The organism is Rhodococcus sp. 66b (assembly GCF_002076325.1).
Classification (GTDB): domain Bacteria; phylum Actinomycetota; class Actinomycetes; order Mycobacteriales; family Mycobacteriaceae; genus Rhodococcus_F; species Rhodococcus_F erythropolis.
In genome coordinates, this window is the sequence record NZ_MUZB01000004.1 from 337,448 (window position 1) to 352,883 (window position 15,436).

General features: G+C 62.5%; 17 protein-coding genes. 8 read left to right on the forward strand and 9 right to left on the reverse strand.

The window, feature by feature from the left end; translation table 11 throughout:
* Window positions 1-5 precede the first annotated feature (5 nt).
* Window positions 6-860 (forward strand): AraC family transcriptional regulator, encoded by an 855-nt coding sequence (locus tag B0E55_RS09690; protein WP_158510638.1) that lies wholly within the window; start codon window positions 6-8, stop codon window positions 858-860.
* A 32-nt stretch (window positions 861-892) separates the two neighbouring features.
* Here the strand turns inward: B0E55_RS09690 and B0E55_RS09695 are convergent, their stop codons facing one another.
* Window positions 893-1,801: a LysR family transcriptional regulator gene (locus B0E55_RS09695; protein ID WP_080909618.1), complete on the reverse strand. Its 909-nt coding sequence runs from the start codon at window positions 1,799-1,801 to the stop codon at window positions 893-895.
* A gap of 188 nt (window positions 1,802-1,989) precedes the next feature.
* Between B0E55_RS09695 and B0E55_RS09700 the strand changes: the two genes are divergently transcribed.
* Both B0E55_RS09700 and B0E55_RS09705 read left to right on the forward strand, forming a co-directional pair.
* Window positions 1,990-2,628, forward strand: coding sequence for a hypothetical protein (locus B0E55_RS09700; protein ID WP_080909619.1), 639 nt, complete (start codon window positions 1,990-1,992; stop codon window positions 2,626-2,628).
* Window positions 2,625-3,401 carry an SDR family NAD(P)-dependent oxidoreductase gene (locus B0E55_RS09705; protein ID WP_046379285.1) on the forward strand — a complete coding sequence of 259 codons (777 nt, stop codon included), beginning with the start codon at window positions 2,625-2,627 and terminating at the stop codon, window positions 3,399-3,401. The genes B0E55_RS09700 and B0E55_RS09705 overlap by 4 nt, the downstream gene beginning before the upstream one ends.
* Before the next feature lie 15 nt (window positions 3,402-3,416).
* On the opposite strand, the gene B0E55_RS09710 is transcribed toward B0E55_RS09705, so the two are convergent.
* Complete coding sequence (locus tag B0E55_RS09710; protein ID WP_020909130.1) at window positions 3,417-4,178, reverse strand: SDR family NAD(P)-dependent oxidoreductase; 762 nt, start codon at window positions 4,176-4,178, stop codon at window positions 3,417-3,419.
* A gap of 198 nt (window positions 4,179-4,376) precedes the next feature.
* Between B0E55_RS09710 and B0E55_RS09715 the strand changes: the two genes are divergently transcribed.
* The gene (locus B0E55_RS09715; protein WP_003940546.1) at window positions 4,377-5,153 is read left to right on the forward strand and encodes an SDR family oxidoreductase; all 777 of its coding nucleotides are present in this window, start codon (window positions 4,377-4,379) and stop codon (window positions 5,151-5,153) included.
* A 110-nt stretch (window positions 5,154-5,263) separates the two neighbouring features.
* Here the strand turns inward: B0E55_RS09715 and B0E55_RS09720 are convergent, their stop codons facing one another.
* The 6 genes from B0E55_RS09720 to B0E55_RS09745 are packed head-to-tail and all read right to left on the reverse strand — an operon-like array spanning window position 5,264 to window position 10,928.
* Entirely contained in the window at window positions 5,264-6,091 is an 828-nt protein-coding gene (locus B0E55_RS09720; protein WP_080909620.1) for a MaoC/PaaZ C-terminal domain-containing protein, read from the reverse strand.
* An 8-nt stretch (window positions 6,092-6,099) separates the two neighbouring features.
* Complete coding sequence (locus tag B0E55_RS09725) at window positions 6,100-7,278, reverse strand: lipid-transfer protein (protein WP_020909132.1); 1,179 nt, start codon at window positions 7,276-7,278, stop codon at window positions 6,100-6,102.
* Window positions 7,278-7,706 carry a MaoC family dehydratase gene (locus tag B0E55_RS09730; protein ID WP_020909133.1) on the reverse strand — a complete coding sequence of 143 codons (429 nt, stop codon included), beginning with the start codon at window positions 7,704-7,706 and terminating at the stop codon, window positions 7,278-7,280. Before B0E55_RS09730 ends, B0E55_RS09725 begins: the two co-directional genes overlap by 1 nt.
* Window positions 7,703-8,818, reverse strand: a complete 1,116-nt coding sequence (locus B0E55_RS09735) for an acyl-CoA dehydrogenase family protein (RefSeq protein ID WP_080909621.1) — start codon at window positions 8,816-8,818, stop codon at window positions 7,703-7,705. The genes B0E55_RS09730 and B0E55_RS09735 overlap by 4 nt, the downstream gene beginning before the upstream one ends.
* Window positions 8,818-9,765, reverse strand: a complete 948-nt coding sequence (locus B0E55_RS09740) for a bifunctional MaoC family dehydratase N-terminal/OB-fold nucleic acid binding domain-containing protein (protein WP_080909622.1) — start codon at window positions 9,763-9,765, stop codon at window positions 8,818-8,820. Before B0E55_RS09740 ends, B0E55_RS09735 begins: the two co-directional genes overlap by 1 nt.
* Window positions 9,762-10,928 (reverse strand): acyl-CoA dehydrogenase family protein, encoded by a 1,167-nt coding sequence (locus tag B0E55_RS09745; RefSeq protein ID WP_020970792.1) that lies wholly within the window; start codon window positions 10,926-10,928, stop codon window positions 9,762-9,764. Before B0E55_RS09745 ends, B0E55_RS09740 begins: the two co-directional genes overlap by 4 nt.
* 130 nt (window positions 10,929-11,058) lie before the next feature.
* On the opposite strand from B0E55_RS09745, the gene B0E55_RS09750 reads away from it, so the two are divergent.
* The 4 genes from B0E55_RS09750 to B0E55_RS09765 all read left to right on the forward strand — a co-directional run bounded on the left by B0E55_RS09750 (window position 11,059) and on the right by B0E55_RS09765 (window position 14,169).
* A complete protein-coding gene (locus B0E55_RS09750; protein ID WP_019745302.1) occupies window positions 11,059-11,517 on the forward strand; it encodes a nuclear transport factor 2 family protein in 459 nt (152 codons plus the stop codon).
* A 115-nt stretch (window positions 11,518-11,632) separates the two neighbouring features.
* Window positions 11,633-12,490 carry a MetQ/NlpA family ABC transporter substrate-binding protein gene (locus B0E55_RS09755; protein ID WP_080909661.1) on the forward strand — a complete coding sequence of 286 codons (858 nt, stop codon included), beginning with the start codon at window positions 11,633-11,635 and terminating at the stop codon, window positions 12,488-12,490.
* Between the two features lie 12 nt (window positions 12,491-12,502).
* A complete protein-coding gene (locus B0E55_RS09760; protein WP_007732648.1) occupies window positions 12,503-13,504 on the forward strand; it encodes a methionine ABC transporter ATP-binding protein in 1,002 nt (333 codons plus the stop codon).
* Window positions 13,501-14,169 carry a methionine ABC transporter permease gene (locus B0E55_RS09765; RefSeq protein WP_007732650.1) on the forward strand — a complete coding sequence of 223 codons (669 nt, stop codon included), beginning with the start codon at window positions 13,501-13,503 and terminating at the stop codon, window positions 14,167-14,169. Before B0E55_RS09760 ends, B0E55_RS09765 begins: the two co-directional genes overlap by 4 nt.
* Window positions 14,170-14,173: 4 nt before the next feature.
* On the opposite strand, the gene B0E55_RS09770 is transcribed toward B0E55_RS09765, so the two are convergent.
* Window positions 14,174-15,394: a fatty acid desaturase family protein gene (locus B0E55_RS09770; protein ID WP_003939858.1), complete on the reverse strand. Its 1,221-nt coding sequence runs from the start codon at window positions 15,392-15,394 to the stop codon at window positions 14,174-14,176.
* Window positions 15,395-15,436 lie beyond the last annotated feature (42 nt).

Sequence of the window (15,436 nt, forward strand, 5' to 3'; positions counted from 1 at the left end):
CAGTGGTGCGCGTCAAATCGACGAACGCCGCGGAGTGCGCCGGTCCGCGAGTACACGCCGCGCATCTTCGCCTCGACCACGACGTGGATGTACACAGCCACGACGCCGTGGAATTGGCTCTCGTTCGAGATGGCCGAGCGGTCCAGCGCAGTGCCGACGACGTGACGGACATACGTTCGGGTCACCTACTGATCCTCGCTCCCGGCTCGCGCCACAGCCTCGAATCGAACCGCCTGCTGACTACCAATGTGTTTCTGGATCCGACTCTGTTCGCCGACGAGTTGTCATGGATCACGAGAGTCCCGGGCTGGGGCGCCGCGGTGTCACCGGAGCCGCGCGCCCCTCGGCCCGTTCTGACCCTCGATGTCGACGACCGCACCCCACAACTGGCCGAACTTTTTGACGAACTCGCAGCAGGGACGGGCCGATCCCGAGATCTCGGGACTGGGGTTTTCGAGCAATATGCCCTTCTATTCGCAGCGTTCTCCGTGCTCGAGCCTCTCGTCTCCGCCACGGTAAGCCACAGTGAACAACGCGGTTACCGTGCGACGGTCGAGCAGGCTGTCGAGTTGATGAACAATTCCCTCGATCATCCGTGGACTCTGAGTTCGCTGGCCGCCGAGGTAGCGCTCTCGCCTTCACAATTGAGCCGCGTGTTCGTTGCCGACACCGGCTCCAGCCCGATGTCCTATCTCCAAACTTTGCGCGTCGAGCGTCTCGCATCCCTGTTGCGCACAACGGAACTCAGCGTTGCTGGGGCCGCACGCGCCGTTGGATGGCATGACCCCGGCCACGCAGCGCGCAGGTTCCGGTCCCGGTGGCAGTGCAGCCCGGTCCAGTACCGCGAACGGTTTCGCTGATCACCCGGCCTTTCCGGCACCCAGCCTTCCCGTCAGCTTGTGGTCCTCCCGGCACCCTGGGCCGCAACAGCTTTGCGTAGCTCGATCACTGCCGGACTGCTGTCGCCCTCGCGGGTACACAGATCGATCGAACACTGCTCGATGTCGGAAATGCGCACGAAACTGATATCCGAGCGGGTGTAGTACTCGGCAATGGTTGCTGCCGTTATCACCACCGCCCGACCGTTGGCGACAACCTCGAGCGCTTCGTCCATCGTGCGGACCGAGGGACCGTACCGGACGGGTACACCACTCGGGCGCGGGTCCACCGACCACCATTTCACCCATTCGGGTGGTGCGCCGTCACTCGAAACCTGCACAGTCCCATCTATTTCAGAAATTTCGATGCTCGCGCGACCCGCCAGTTGGTGCCCTCGAGGCAGAGCCACCACCCGCGGTTCGACGCCTATCCGTTCGAGCACCACACCGTCGAGCACCGGCAGTGGCGGTCGCACGAATGCCGCGTCGACGGTCGCGCTCGCCACCGCCGAAACCTGTTGGGACCAATCCAACTGGACGAGCTCCACCTCCGCGTGCAACGAATCGATCACCGCACGCCCCAAACTCCCGGCAGCCCCGTTGATGAATCCGATCCGCAACCGCCTGGCCCGCCGACGCTCGAGTGCGTCGAGACCGTTCATCGCGCGAACGGCAAACTCGAGAGCGGGCCGCGCATCCGCGACGAACACCTCACCCGCGGCGGTGAGCACCACCGGATGCGAACTGCGATCGACCAACTCGACTCCCACCTGCTCCTCGAGTCGTCGAATCTGCTGACTGAGGGCGGGCGCGGTGACGAACAGCCGGTCTGCCGCTCGCCCGAAGTGCCCTTCCGCCACGACGACGAGCAACGAGGACACCAAACGCAGATTCAGATCTTCGCCTCTTCTCGCCTTCTTCATTACCGTCCATTCGGTTGTTTTCGGCCCGCCGCTCGACTTAAAGTGACGACCATCACGGTATCTGAACAGCGAAGTTAAGCAAACTGGCAATTCTCGAACGAAGATCTACATGTACAGCGAATGCCTCGCCAGGTCACAGTTGTCGCAGATCCGGACAGCCCGCCGAATCTGCGAAACCAGGAGATGTGATGAGCAAGTACGAGCACGAATTCGTCCACATGATGGATGGCGTCGAAAAGCAATTGGAAACCATCGACAATCCGCGGCACCAGAAGATCCTCCGTAACTACCGACGCCACGCCTTGCTCGAGGTCTCCGGTCGCTACAAGGAAATCCTCTCGCCGGACATGACCGTCGAAGAACCCGTCTACCGGTTGTTCGAAGACGGCCAGTCGATTGTCCTCGACGGCATGGACGCCGTCACCAACTTCTACCAGTCACTCGCCGAGACGGACACCCTTGTCATGTGGACCGGGAAGTCCGACTTCGCGGTATCCGACAGCGGGTTCTCGGGTGAGACACTCTTCAGTCAATTCGTTCCTGGAGCGATCCTCGGAGACGGGGTGTTCGGCGCGGTGCACGAATCGGGCGGATCCACGTCCGCAGCCCCTGAACAGTCGTCGGGCATCGACTCCGACGGTTGGTATCTCGTGCGTCGGACCTTGGCATTCGTCTGGCCGTACGACGAGCAGGGTCGACTCATCGGTGAGCACGTCTACGAAGATTCTGCTTCGAAAGTCGTCACCAAGGTGGATCCGAGCGAGGTCATCACGGCAGCGCGCGCAGCCGAACTGCTTGCCCCACTGCTCGAAACGCACCTGCCGTGAGCGCGCCCGTAGCCATTGTCACGGGCGCAGCGGCCGGGTTGGGCGCCGCTATTGCCGAGCGGCTTGCCGAGGACTTCGGCACCCTGCTTCTACTCGACATCGAAGAGGCTGCACTCGCCGACACCGCAGCACGCCTGGAAAGCCTTGGCGTAGCAGTCCACACGGCACGATGCGACGTTCGACGTGAAGGCGACGTCAAGAACGCGTTCGACGTGGCTGCGTCGGTCGGAAGTCCGACTGCGCTCGTCAACGGTGCCGGCATCGGCGTCTTCACGCCGTTCCTCGAGATCACCGAAGACCAGTGGGACAACACCTTTGCAGTGAACACCAAGGGCAGCTTCCTGATGTGCCGCGAATTCGTCAGTAGAACCGAAGGTCCGGCAGCGATCGTCAACATTGCGTCGATCGGTGCCCGCTTGGGCGGTGACATGCTCGCGCACTACGGGCCGTCGAAGGCCGCCGTGATCGAGATGAGTCACAGCGTCGCCCGGATCGGCGCGACTCGAGGGCTCCGTTCGAACACGGTCATGCCCGGGCTGATCCTCACCGACATGTGGCTGCGAACCATCAAGGAACTGCGTCGGCGCGATGCTGCACTAGCGGGCGTTTCCGATGCTGATGTCTTCGATTCTTTTGTTGCCCAAATGGTTCCGATGGGTCGAGCCCAGACGCCCGGAGACATCGCCGAGATGGTCGCGTTTTTGCTCAGCGACAAGGCTCGCAACGTCACCGGGCAGACGATTGCCGTCGACGGCGGCGCCGTGATGACCTGATCGGGTCGATGGCGGTCAGCCCCAGCGCGACTGACCGCCGTCGAGCGGGATCGTGGCACCCGTCAGGTAACCGGCGTCTTCACTGACGAGGAAGACGACGGCACGACCGATGTCGGTCTCGGGATCTCCGACGCGTCCCAGCGGGATACCCGCGACAAAAGCCGCAGCCTCTTCCGGATTCTTGTCCATCCACCACTGCAACGCGGGGGTCTTGGCGTGCGGGGCAACATTGAGAACGCGGATGTTGTCCTTGCCCCATTCACAGGCGGCAGCGCGGGTCAACGAGCGCATGCCTTCCTTGATGGAACCGTAAGCGCCGTAGTTACTGGCATCCCAGCGCACGGCGGCCGAGGTGACCATGTTGATGATGACGCCGCCCCCACGACTGTTCATGTGCGGGTACGACGCCTGCATCATGCGCAGGGTGGCGAGTGGGCCCGTCGCGAAGGAACGCTCGAAGTCTTCGTCCAGCACGCTCAAGAGCGGGCCTGGCTTGCAGTCGTTGGCGTTGTTGACCAGGATGTCGATTCCGCCGAACAGTTCGACGGTTCGGTCCACGGCCGCCGTGATGTCGTCCTTCTTGCTGACGTCACAAACCACGGCCTCACCGCGCGCACCGATGTCAGCGAGTAGTCCGCATGTGGTGTGCAACTTGGATTCGGTGCGACCGGCAACGGCGATCACGGCGCCCTCTTTGGCCAAGGCCAAGGCAATCCCCTGCCCGATTCCCTGACCCGCACCCGTGATGAGTGCAACTTTGCCTTCGAGCTTGCCCATGTGACTACTCCAATGTCTGTCGACGCAGAGGTCCCTTTGCGGGAAGGACCGGTCGATTCTGGTGACTGCCGCCGTTTGTCGTCTACACTCGACCTACAAAACAACCAAGCACTTGCTTGACCCTAAGGTGTGCGACCACGTCGCGTCAATCACATTGGGCGGCAATTCAGCTCGGCACCGCACCAGGAAGGCTCCACCGTGACACTGCCCAACCCCGTCGATTTCAGCGGACGCTCGGTGATCGTCACCGGCGGCACCAAAGGCATCGGCTACGTCATCGCCGAAACCTTCCTCGCCGCGGGTGCGAACGTGCTGGTCTGTGGCCGTAACGAGCCCGAAAACCTACCCACCGCCGACGGCCGTAGCGCAGCCTTTCGCGCCACGGACGTCCGCGATCCCGCCGACGCCGCAGCCCTCGTCCAGGATGCCGTCGAGCGCTTCGGCCGTCTGGACGTCCTGGTCAACAACGCCGGCGGCTCCCCCGATGCCGATGCTGCGACGGTGTCACCCCGCTTCGTCGAGAAGATCGTGGCGCTGAACCTGTTGGCACCCTTCAACGTTGCCCAGGCCGCCAACGCAGTGATGCAGACTCAGGACGACGGCGGTGCCATCATCAACATCGGCAGTGTCTCGGCAATCGATCCGCAGCCCGGAACCGCGGCGTACAGCGCAGCCAAGGCCGGCCTCCTCGTTCTGACCAAGGCATTGGCCCTCGAATGGGCGCCGAAGGTCCGGATCAACCACATCACCACCGGCCTGATCCGTACCGAGGCTGCCGCCGAGGTCTACGGCGCCGACGGCGGCGCGGCGGTCACCAGGACCATTCCGATGGAGCGCATGGCCGTCCCGGCCGATATCGCAAACTCCTGCCTGTTCCTGGCGAGCCCACTCTCCTCGTACGTCAACGGCGCCGACATCGCCGTTCACGGCGGCGGTGAGTACCCGGCTCGCTACATGGCGACCCATCAGGACTGAACACAAGCACAGAGCAGCCCCTGAGCGAATCGCTCAGGGGCTGCTTCTTCGTGCAAACAACTGCGGGGCGCGACAAGGGGTCAAGCACCCCGCAGTTGAGTCTGGAGGGACTAGTGAGCGGAGAAGCTCACTCGTGCACCGGAAATCGCTACCTGATCACCCTTGGTGACCTGGAAGGCCAGGTCGTCGGGAGTTCCCCACGCAACGATGGACGGCGACTCACCCGGATGGATCGCCGCAGCGAATCGGCCCTCGAGACTGACAAGATCAGCCGGATGCACTCCGGCGATCCGAGCAAGCTCGAGTGTGCTGGCGGCCAACGTGCACAGCCCGTGCATGATCGGACGCGGCTGGTTGATCCGCGCCGCAGCCTCGGGATCGATGTGGATGTGGTGTTTGTCGCCCAGGAGCCGGTACATCGCCGTCTGGTTCTCCGCTGTGGTCAGCACACCGGTCAGCGAAAGCTCACCGGTCGGCTCCGCCGGACGTGAGGGTCCACGTTCTCCGCCGAATCCGCCGGCACCGGGAGCAAAAAGTGACCAGGTCGCGACGAAGTACTCGCATTCCACCTTCACTTCGAACACCGCTGCTGCGCCCTTGTCCCACACCTCGCCGACCGAAGCCTTCAACGTCACCTCACCGCTACGCGGAAGCGGAGCAAGCACTTTCAACTCTTGCGAGCCGTGCAGTGCCGTCGAGGTGTCGAAGGCGCCCGCCGAGCCCAGAGCGTCGGGAGCCCACTGTGCCAGCGTCAGAGCAAAAGTCGGCAGTACCCGAAGCTGATCCTCGAAGACGAGGTCCAGCTCGGTTGCCTTGGCGCCCACGGCGAGTGCGTACAAGATCGCGTCGCGCTCGGTGTACGCCACGGTGCGGGTACCGAGATCGGCTCCGCGCCAATCGCCGGCGGTCTTCGCAGCTTCCGAAGTTATCACTGTCATTTCCTCTCTTAAACAGCGCCTAGAACGAGACCGCTGGTGGGCACTGCCGTTCCGGCTGTGACCAAGACGTTTTCGACGCCGTCGGGCTGATTGGTCGACGTTCCTCGGACCAGTCGCACACCTTCGGCAATTCCGTTGACGCCGTGCAGGTATGCCTCGCCGACCTGACCACCGTGAGTGTTGGACGGCAAGCGTCCACCGATCTCGAGGTTGCCTTCGCGAATGAAGTCCTTGGCTTCGCCTGGCTTGCAGAAGCCCAGTTCTTCGAGCTGCGGAAGCACCAACGGGGTGAAGTGGTCGTACAGAATCGCGGCGTTGATGTCATCAGGGGTCAGGCCGCTCTGGCCGTACAACTGACGAGCAACCAGGCCCATCTCCGGGATACCAGAGATGTCAGGACGGTAGTAGCTGGTCATCATGTGCTGATCCTTGCTACTGCCCTGAGCGGCGCCCTTGATGATGACGGGCTTGTTGGCCAGATCCTTTGCGCGCTCGGCAGAGACGATGACCAATGCCTGGCCGCCGTCGGTTTCCTGGCAGCAGTCGAGCAGGTGCAGAGGCTCGGCGATCCAGCGCGAGTTCTGATGGTCCTCGAGTGTGATCGGACGCTCGTAGAACCAGGCAGCCGGGTTGTTGGCGGCATGCTTGCGCGCCACCACTGCAACTCGTCCGAAGTCCTCACTCGTCGCACCGTACTGGTGCATGTAGCGGCGGGCGAACATGGCGACCCACTGAGCGGGAGTCGACAATCCCTGCGGAGTCATCCACGCATATGCCGCGCGATCCGCGGTGCTGTCCATGGGTCGATCGTGCTGCCCAAGGCCGTAGCGCACACCGGAGCGCTCGTTGAAGGCGCGGTAACAAACCACGACGTCGGCAACACCCGTCGCAACTGCCATGGCCGCCTGCTGCACGGTGGCACACGCGGCGCCGCCGCCGTAGTGAATGCGCGAGAAGAACTTCAGCTCGCCGAGGCCACAGTTGCGAGCCACAATGGCTTCGCCGTTCGTCTCCGACGTGTAGGTGGACAGACCGTCGACCTCGGACGGATCGATACCGGCGTCAGCGAGTGCCGCGACGATGGCCTCACACGCCAACTGCAGTTCGGTGCGGCCGGAGTTCTTGGAGAACTCGGTGGATCCGATGCCGACGATGGCGGCGGCTCCCGAGAGCGGGCTGATCGCCATCAGAGCCTCTCCTCTTCCTTGAAAGCGACTGCGACGGTGCCGGATGCATGGTTGCCGAGGCTGTTTGCACCCTGCACCTTGACCACGACCACTCCGTCTTCCTTGGACACGACCTCACCGGTCATCGTCATGGTGTCACCCGGGTAGTTGGGCGCCCCGAGACGAATGGCGATGCGGCGCAGGGTCGATGCAGATCCGGCCCAGTCCGTGACGTATCGACCGACAAGACCGTTGCTCGTGAGGATGTTCATGAAGACGTCCTTGGAGCCGCGCTCCTGGGCCAGGCTCGGATCGTGGTGCACGTCCTGGAAATCGCGGGTGGCGATTGCGGTGGCGACGATCAACGTGCGGGTCAACGGGATCGCCAACTCGGGCAATGCCTCTCCGACAACGACGTCTGCGTAACTGCGACCGGCAAGTACGGTCATGCGAGCACCTCCACACCGGATGCGAGCTGCGCACCCAGACGCGCGAGATCGGAGCTGGAACCGCCGAGGGTGGCAGCAATCTGCTTGCCCCACAAGAGGTGACGGTGAACCGGGTAGTCGGTGTCGACGCCCATACCGCCGTGGACATGCGTGGTGCGATGCACGACGCGCTGTCCGCCGTCGGTTGCCCACCACTTGGCGACCAGTACCGAGGTGCCGAGATCCAATCCCTCGGAGATACGCCAGGCGGCCTGCCATAGTGTCACCCTCATCGCTTCGAGATCGATGTAGCAGTCAGCGAGTTGATGATTGACGGCCTGGAAGGTCGCCAGCGGACGGCCGAACTGCTTGCGGCCGTTCAGGTACGTGACAGCCTGCGCGACTGCACCCGAGCCGACACCCCATTGAATTGCGGCCAATGCCAGCTCAACTCGGTCAATCAGCCACGGAACCGTGGTGCCGTCAGCCGCACCGATCAGCTGCGCGGGGGCACCGACAAAGGTGACGTTGGCACAGATCTCCCAGTTGGTGGACTGCGTCTGTTCGAGCGTCACTCCTTCGGCATTCAGGTCCACAAGCAGCAGTGCCGTACCGGTGGAAGCGGTTGCCGAAACGAGAGCAAGGTTCGCGACGTGAGTCATCGGCACTACTGCCTTCTCACCCGTCACGGTCCAGTTGCCGTCGGCGTCCTGCTCGGCCGTGGTCAGCGGGTCGCCGCCCGTGTACGGCCCGAATTCCTCGAGCCCGACGGTCAGGAATCGACTGCCGTCGGCAACACTCGGAAGGAGCTCGGCACGAAGGGAATCGGAACCGAACTCGTTGACAGCCAATGCCGCAAGGGCCGTTTCCCAGATCGGCACGGCCGCAACGTGACGGCCCTGCTCCTCCAGCAGTGCGTACAGCTCGGACAAGCCGAGCCCGCCGCCGCCGAACTCCTCGGGCAGGGCGATACCGAGCAGGCCGGTGGTCGCGAGTTCTCGCCACAGTTCACGGTCGACGCGCTCGGCGGAGAGTTCGATCTCCTTGGTGCGCTCGATCGTTGCCTTGCTGGTGAAGACCTCGTCGGCCAGTGAGCGAATCGCGTCCTGCTCTTCGCTGAAATTGAAGTCCATCAGTGCTCCTCGCGTACGGCCGGCCGGAACGCGGGAAGCGTCAGATCCGGGTCGGCGTCGATCCAGTCAAGTTCCACGGGCATGTCGACCACGACATCTTCGGGCGCGATACCCACCATGTTGGCGATCAATCGGGTTCCCTCTTCGAGTTCGATTACCGCAACGATGAGCGGGTAGTCGAACGCGTCGATCTTGGGGTGATGATTGACCACGAAGCTGTACACCGTGCCACGCCCCGACGCGTCGATCGTGTCCCACTCGAGCGACTGGCACTCGCCGCACATCGGGCCGGTGGGATGACGCAACGTCTTGCAGGACGTGCAGCGTTGGATCACCAGACGGTGCTCTTTGGCCGCTTCGAACCAGAAAGCATTGTCCGCGTTGAGAGCCGGACGCGGACGCAATGCGCGCGGAGCCTCCGGAGCCTTGGCTTCCTGCGGCTTGAACCGCAGCGTCCGCCACCGCTGCGTGCCGACAACTTCGTCGTCGCCGTTGCGGTACGTCTTGAGCGTCGTCACGAAGTGCCCAACGCCGAGGCCGGTCTCCTTCTCCGGGGAAATCGACTCGATGACCTCGGTGTAGTTCACGCGATCGCCTGGGCGCAGTTCGGCGAAGAACTCCTGATCGGAATCGGTTGCCACGACGGAGCTGTAGCCGGCTGCGTCGAGGGTGGCGATCAGATCGGTCCACACCTGCGACGGGTCGTTGCCCGCCATCTTGTCGGTGAACGTCCGCATGATCCAGACCTGAAGCATCTGAGCGGGAGCGACGACGCCGTCACGGCCGGTGGCGCGGGCAGCTTCGTCGTCGAGGTAGACGGGGTTGGTATCGCCCATGGTCTCGGCCCAATGCCGGATCATGGGGATGTTGACCTCGTCGGGTCCCCAGGTGGTGGGAACAAGCGTCTGGCCGACAAAAGCGTCGAGTTGCGCCGAAATGTCGCTCACTTGACCCTCTTTTCGCGAACGAGTCCCAAGCCGATGGTGCCGACCATGTCACGCAGAACCTCGTTGACGCCGCCACCGAAGGTGTTCACGACACCCTGACGCGAGATCTGCTCGATCTGACCGGCAAGCAAAGCGCCCGGAGACTCGGGACGGATGCGTCCGGCGGAGCCGAGAATTCCGAGCAGGGTGCGGTAGACGTCGACGTGAGTCTCGGTCCCGTACGTCTTGGTAGCGCCGGCGTCGGCTCCGGAGAGCGTGTCCTGCGCGACGGCTGCCGTCATCTTCCAGTTCAGCAGTCGCATGGCCTCGAGCTTGGCGTGTGTACGAGCGAAGTCCTGCTGCACCCACGGGATGTTGATGGCGCCGTTTTCCTTGGCCCAGTCCAGAACCAGGTTCCACAGGCCGTAAGTGCGACCACCGATGGCCGCCAAGCCGATTCGCTCGTGATTGAGCTGAGCCGTGATGAGCTGCCAGCCGCCGTTGACCTCGCCGACAACGTCCTTCGACGGAACACGAATGCCGGAGTAGTACGTCGACGTCACCATCAAACCGCCGACGGTGTTGATCGGTGACCACTCGAAGCCTGCGTCCTCCGTGGGGACGATCAGGATCGAGATGCCCTTGTGCTTGGGGGCGTCCGCGTCGGTGCGGCAGGCCAGCCACACGTAGTCGGCGGTGTTTGCGCCACTGGTGAAGATCTTGTTGCCGTCGACGATCCACTCGTCACCGTCGAGAACCGCACGAGTCTTGAGTGATGCGAGGTCGGTGCCGGCCTCGGGCTCGGTGTAGCCGATGGCGAAGACGATGTCGCCGGCAAGAATGCCGGGCAGGAATCGTTCCTTCTGCTCTTCGGTGCCGTACTTCATCAACGTCGGTCCGACGGTATTGACCGTCACGAAGGGGAACGGCAGTCCCGCGCGCTGAACCTCGTCGAAGAACACGAACTGTTCTTCGATGGAGCGTCCCTGTCCACCGAATTCCTTGGGCCAGCCGATGCCGAGCCAGCCGTCCTTACCCAGCAACTTCACGATCTCGCGGAAGTACTCGCCGCCCACACCTTGCTCGCCGGCCGCGCGACGCTTCTCTTCCGGCAGCAGCGCCGCGAAGTACGCGCGCAACTCCTTGCGGAGCTCCTGCTGCTCGGGCGATTCCCTCAGATCCATCGCTGTTTCTCCTATGGCATTCATGGCTGGCAACTCTTGGTCTGGACGCTAACCAGATGCCCAGGTGGGCGCTGTGAATGTCTCGTTGAGCGGGAAGCCGAAACATGAGCGGCGTCACATAGGGTGAGATATGCGCATGGACTCCTCGGATCGCGTCGCTCTCACCGACTTGGCCGCCAGGTATGCACAGGCCGTCGACCGTCGAAACACCACCGCACTTGCGGCTCTCTTCACTGACGACGTGGCATTCGTCTTGCCGCCGGCATTGAACGGAACGGATGCGCCGACGGAGATACGTGGGAACACCGTCGTCAGTAGTTCGGTGGTCGATGCCGTCTCACATCTGCACTCGACCCGGCACATCGTCGAGCAGCAGATCCTCGACCTCGACAGCCCCACCACTGCGCACGGTGAGGCCTACTGCTCCGCTCACCACATCTATCCGCGGGGCGAGGGCCACCGGGACAACCGGATCGAGATTCGTTATCAGGACAGCTTCGAAAAGGTCGACGGCACCTGGCTGTTCTCGCGTCGCGAATTGGTAGTCGATTTTGCCGAGGACGTTCCGGTCATCCTGCTCGGACAATAGGTACAGGAAAAAATCGCGGTGATTCTGTATCTCCTCACGGGAGGTTTACCGGGCTAGCGTTCAGCAACTGTCACGCCATCTCGGCGTGACGTTCGGCTATGTCTTGGAGATTCACATGTCACGCTCGCGCACCAGAAGATTCCTCGCTGCCTTCGCAGTGGCCGCCGTCGCAGTCGGAACCGTCGCAGCGTGCTCGAGCGACAGTTCCTCCGATGAGAACGCGCCCCTTCGCATCGTCGCTTCTTCGGTTCCGCACGCCGAGATCTTGAAGTTCGTCGAAGAAAAGGGCCTGCTCGGCGACACCAAGATCGAGGTCAGCGAGATCACCGGCGACCTCGACGCCAACGAGGTGCTCGAAGCGGGCGACACCGACGCCAACTTCTTCCAGCACGTGCCGTACCAGGAATCGTGGTCGAAGGAAAAGGGTGTCGACGACCTGGTCGCCGTGGCGAAGGTCCACGTCGAGCCCCTCGGTGCATATTCCAAGAAGGTCACCAACGTAGCCGACCTGCGCCAGGGCGCAACGGTCGCTTTGTCCAACAACGTGACGAACTTCGCCCGTGGGCTGTACCTGCTGCAGCAGGCCGGTTTGATCAAGCTCGATCAGCAGTTGGGCGCCCCCGGCACCGACATCACGCAGATCAGCGAGAAGAACATCATCGACAACCCCAAGGGACTCACGTTCACCCAGGTCGATCCCCCGCAGCTGCCGCGCACGCTCGACGACGGAAATGTCGATCTCGCAATCATCAACGGCAACTACGCCATCGAAGGTGGCCTCAACCCGGCCAAGGATGCCCTGGTGCTCGAGAAGGCCGAGGGCAACCCGTACGCCAATGTCCTGACCGTACGCACCTCGCTCGAAAACGATGCGCGAGTACAGAAGTTGGCCGAGGCATTGACGTCCGCCGACGTCGCGACGTTCATCGAGCAGACCTATCAGGGCTCGGTCATTCCGGCCAGCGCTACCTGATCGAGACCCGTCATGGTCTTCTCGATCGAATCGGTCTCCAAGGAATACCGCAGCGGCACACAAGTTCTGCATGCACTCGATTCCGTATCCCTGAAAATCGAAGACGGCGAAATCTTCGGCATCATCGGCAAGAGCGGCGCCGGCAAGTCGACTTTGCTGCGCTGCCTCAACCTGCTCGAACGCCCGACCAGTGGCCGGATTCTGTTGGGCGACACCGATCTGACCGCGTTGAGCCCAGCGCAACTGCGCGACACACGCAAGCGGATCGGTGTCGTGTTCCAGCATTTCAACCTGCTGCATTCCCGTTCGGTCGCCGCCAACATCGCCTTCCCTCTCGAAGTGGCGGGATACTCGCGGGCAGATCGACGTGCCCGCGTCGACGAGCTGATCGAGTTGGTGGGCTTGGAAGACCGACGTGACGCCTTCCCCTCGCAACTGTCCGGCGGCCAGAAACAACGCGTCGGCATCGCGAGAGCCTTGGCGGCTTCACCCGACGTCCTCCTGTGCGACGAGGCCACGAGCGCCCTCGACTCGGACACAACCGATTCGATCCTCGACCTGCTCGCCGATCTCAATCGACGACTCGGTGTGACCATTGTTCTGATCACCCACGAGCTCAACGTGGTTCGACGGATCTGCCATCGCGCTGCGCTGATCGATCAGGGTCGCATCGTCGACGAGGGAACGCTCACCGAACTGGTCGCAGACCCGGACTCACCCCTCGGAGAGGCGCTACTGCCGACCGGAACGGTACGAACGTCCACGACCGGAATTCCGGCGCTCCTCACCTTTGTCGATTCACTGTCCACCTCACCCGTGATTTCCCAACTCTCACGAGATCTCGACGTCGACGTCACCGTGATCTCCGGCGGTATCGAGGACATCGGATCCCATCAGGTCGGTCGCCTTCGCGTGGAGTTCGCCTCACACACGGGACTCGTCAGCAACGAAGAGACAAGAAAGTCTGTCGAAGAACATCTTTCGCAGCGCGGAGTGAAGGTGACGTTCTCATGAACAAGACGTCCTGGCAGGATTCCCTGGGCGAAGCATGGGAAGCCCTACTCGACACGCTCTACATGGTCGGTGTCTCGTTCGTGCTCACCGTGATCATCGGTATCGCTCTCGGTGTTCTGTTGCACGCGAGCGCGCCCGACGGAATCCGTCCCAACCGCGTCCTCAATTCGGTTCTGGGCACCGTGGTGAACATCGGCCGTTCGCTGCCGTTCGTCATCTTGTTGGTGCTCCTCATCCCGGCAACGAGGGCGATCGTCGGAACAGCGCTCGGCGCCACGGCAGCGATCGTCCCGCTGACCATCGGTTCGGTGCCCTTCTTTGCGCGCGTCGTCGAGAACGCCTTGCGTGAAGTCGATTCCGGACGCGTCGAAGCAGCGCGGTCCATGGGCGCCACCGACAAAGACATCATCACCAAGGTGCTACTGCCCGAATCCGTTCCGGGATTGGTAGCCGGAGCAACCCTGACGGCGGTGATGCTGATCGGTTTCTCGGCCATGGCAGGCGCCATCGGCGCCGGCGGTCTCGGCGACTTCGCGATCAAGTACGGCTACCAACGATTCAACACCCCGGTGTTGTTCGTCGCTGTCGTGATCTTGATCGTGTTGGTTCAAGCAATCCAGTCGACCGGCGATCTCGTAGTTCGTTCGATGGCCCACAAGCGGTAACCGATCAGCTCGACACCATCGCGATCGCAGTTCGCAGGCCGCGCCGCTTACCGGTCTGCGGATCGACGCCGAAGACTTCCTTGATTCCGCCGCGGATGCGGAACTTCAACTCCGAGTGCGTCTCCGGAGCATCGTCCTGGGACGCGGAGAGAAACCTGTTGGGCAGCGACAACTTCCAGATGGTCCGCAACGTCAATCCGTACTGCTTCCACAGCGGCCCGGTGGTGTACGGGAGGTCGTACTTGTCACACAAGTCCCGCAGCGGCACCGCGATTTCCGAGTACCGATTGCTCGGCAGGTCAGGGAAGCAGTGATGCTCGATCTGGTAGCAGAGGTTGCCGCTCATGAAGGCCATGACGGGACCGGCATGAAAGTTGGCGGACCCCAGCATCTGTCGTAAGTACCACTGAGCGCGGGATTCGTTCTCGAATTCCTCGAGCGTGAACTTCTCGGCACCGTCGGGGAAGTGCCCGCAGAAGATGACGGCGTAACTCCAATAGTTGCGGATGAGATTTGCAACGGCGTTGGCCGTCAACGTGGTCTTCCACGCCGGGCCGGTCAGGGCGGGGAACAGGATGTAATCCTTCGCCACCTGTCGCGCGATCTTCTTTCCGACGTCCTTGGCCATCTCCGATTTCTCGGACCACTTCACCTCGCCCTTGCGAAGCTTGTCGGTCTCGAGGTGATGCAGTGCGACGCCCCACTCGAAGAGGGTCGCCAGCACGAAATTCGTGATCGGTTGGAAGAGATAGTCGGCGTGCCACTTCTGATCGCGCGTGACGCGCATGATGCCGTAGCCGACATCGTTGTCGAGGCCGACGATGTTGGTGAACTTGTGATGAGTGAAGTTGTGCGAGTGCTTCCATCCCGAGGACGGGCAGGTGTTGTCCCACTCCCAGTTGCTCGAGTGAATCTCGGGATCGTTCATCCAGTCCCACTGACCGTGGATGATGTTGTGGCCGAGTTCCATGTTCTCGATGATCTTGCCGACCCCCAGCAGCGCAGTCCCCAGAATCCAGGCAGGCTTCTTCTTGCTGGCGAACAAGACGATGCGGCCGGCCACCATCAGAGAGCGTTGAAACGCGATCGTCCGCTGGATGTATCGAGCATCGTGCGCGCCGCGCTTCTCCTCGATGTCGAGCCGAATGGCGTCCAACTCGCGCCCGAGCGCTTCGACGTCTTCCTCGGTGAGATGGGCATATTCCTTGATGTCGGTGATCGCCACAGTGTTTCTCCGTATCGGTTTTCTCCGTGCCGCAGGACTGGT

Bases quoted from the DNA above. Each gene is read 5' to 3' on its own strand.
- B0E55_RS09695 (WP_080909618.1), bottom strand. From the start codon at position 1,801: ATGAAGAAGGCGAGAAGAGGCGAAGATCTGAATCTGCGTTTGGTGTCC.
- B0E55_RS09700 (WP_080909619.1), top strand. From the start codon at position 1,990: ATGAGCAAGTACGAGCACGAATTCGTCCACATGATGGATGGCGTCGAA.
- B0E55_RS09710 (WP_020909130.1), bottom strand. From the start codon at position 4,178: ATGGGCAAGCTCGAAGGCAAAGTTGCACTCATCACGGGTGCGGGTCAG.
- B0E55_RS09720 (WP_080909620.1), bottom strand. From the start codon at position 6,091: ATGACAGTGATAACTTCGGAAGCTGCGAAGACCGCCGGCGATTGGCGC.
- B0E55_RS09725 (WP_020909132.1), bottom strand. From the start codon at position 7,278: ATGGCGATCAGCCCGCTCTCGGGAGCCGCCGCCATCGTCGGCATCGGA.
- B0E55_RS09730 (WP_020909133.1), bottom strand. From the start codon at position 7,706: ATGACCGTACTTGCCGGTCGCAGTTACGCAGACGTCGTTGTCGGAGAG.
- B0E55_RS09735 (WP_080909621.1), bottom strand. From the start codon at position 8,818: ATGGACTTCAATTTCAGCGAAGAGCAGGACGCGATTCGCTCACTGGCC.
- B0E55_RS09745 (WP_020970792.1), bottom strand. From the start codon at position 10,928: ATGGATCTGAGGGAATCGCCCGAGCAGCAGGAGCTCCGCAAGGAGTTG.
- B0E55_RS09750 (WP_019745302.1), top strand. From the start codon at position 11,059: ATGCGCATGGACTCCTCGGATCGCGTCGCTCTCACCGACTTGGCCGCC.
- B0E55_RS09755 (WP_080909661.1), top strand. From the start codon at position 11,633: ATGTCACGCTCGCGCACCAGAAGATTCCTCGCTGCCTTCGCAGTGGCC.
- B0E55_RS09760 (WP_007732648.1), top strand. From the start codon at position 12,503: ATGGTCTTCTCGATCGAATCGGTCTCCAAGGAATACCGCAGCGGCACA.
- B0E55_RS09765 (WP_007732650.1), top strand. From the start codon at position 13,501: ATGAACAAGACGTCCTGGCAGGATTCCCTGGGCGAAGCATGGGAAGCC.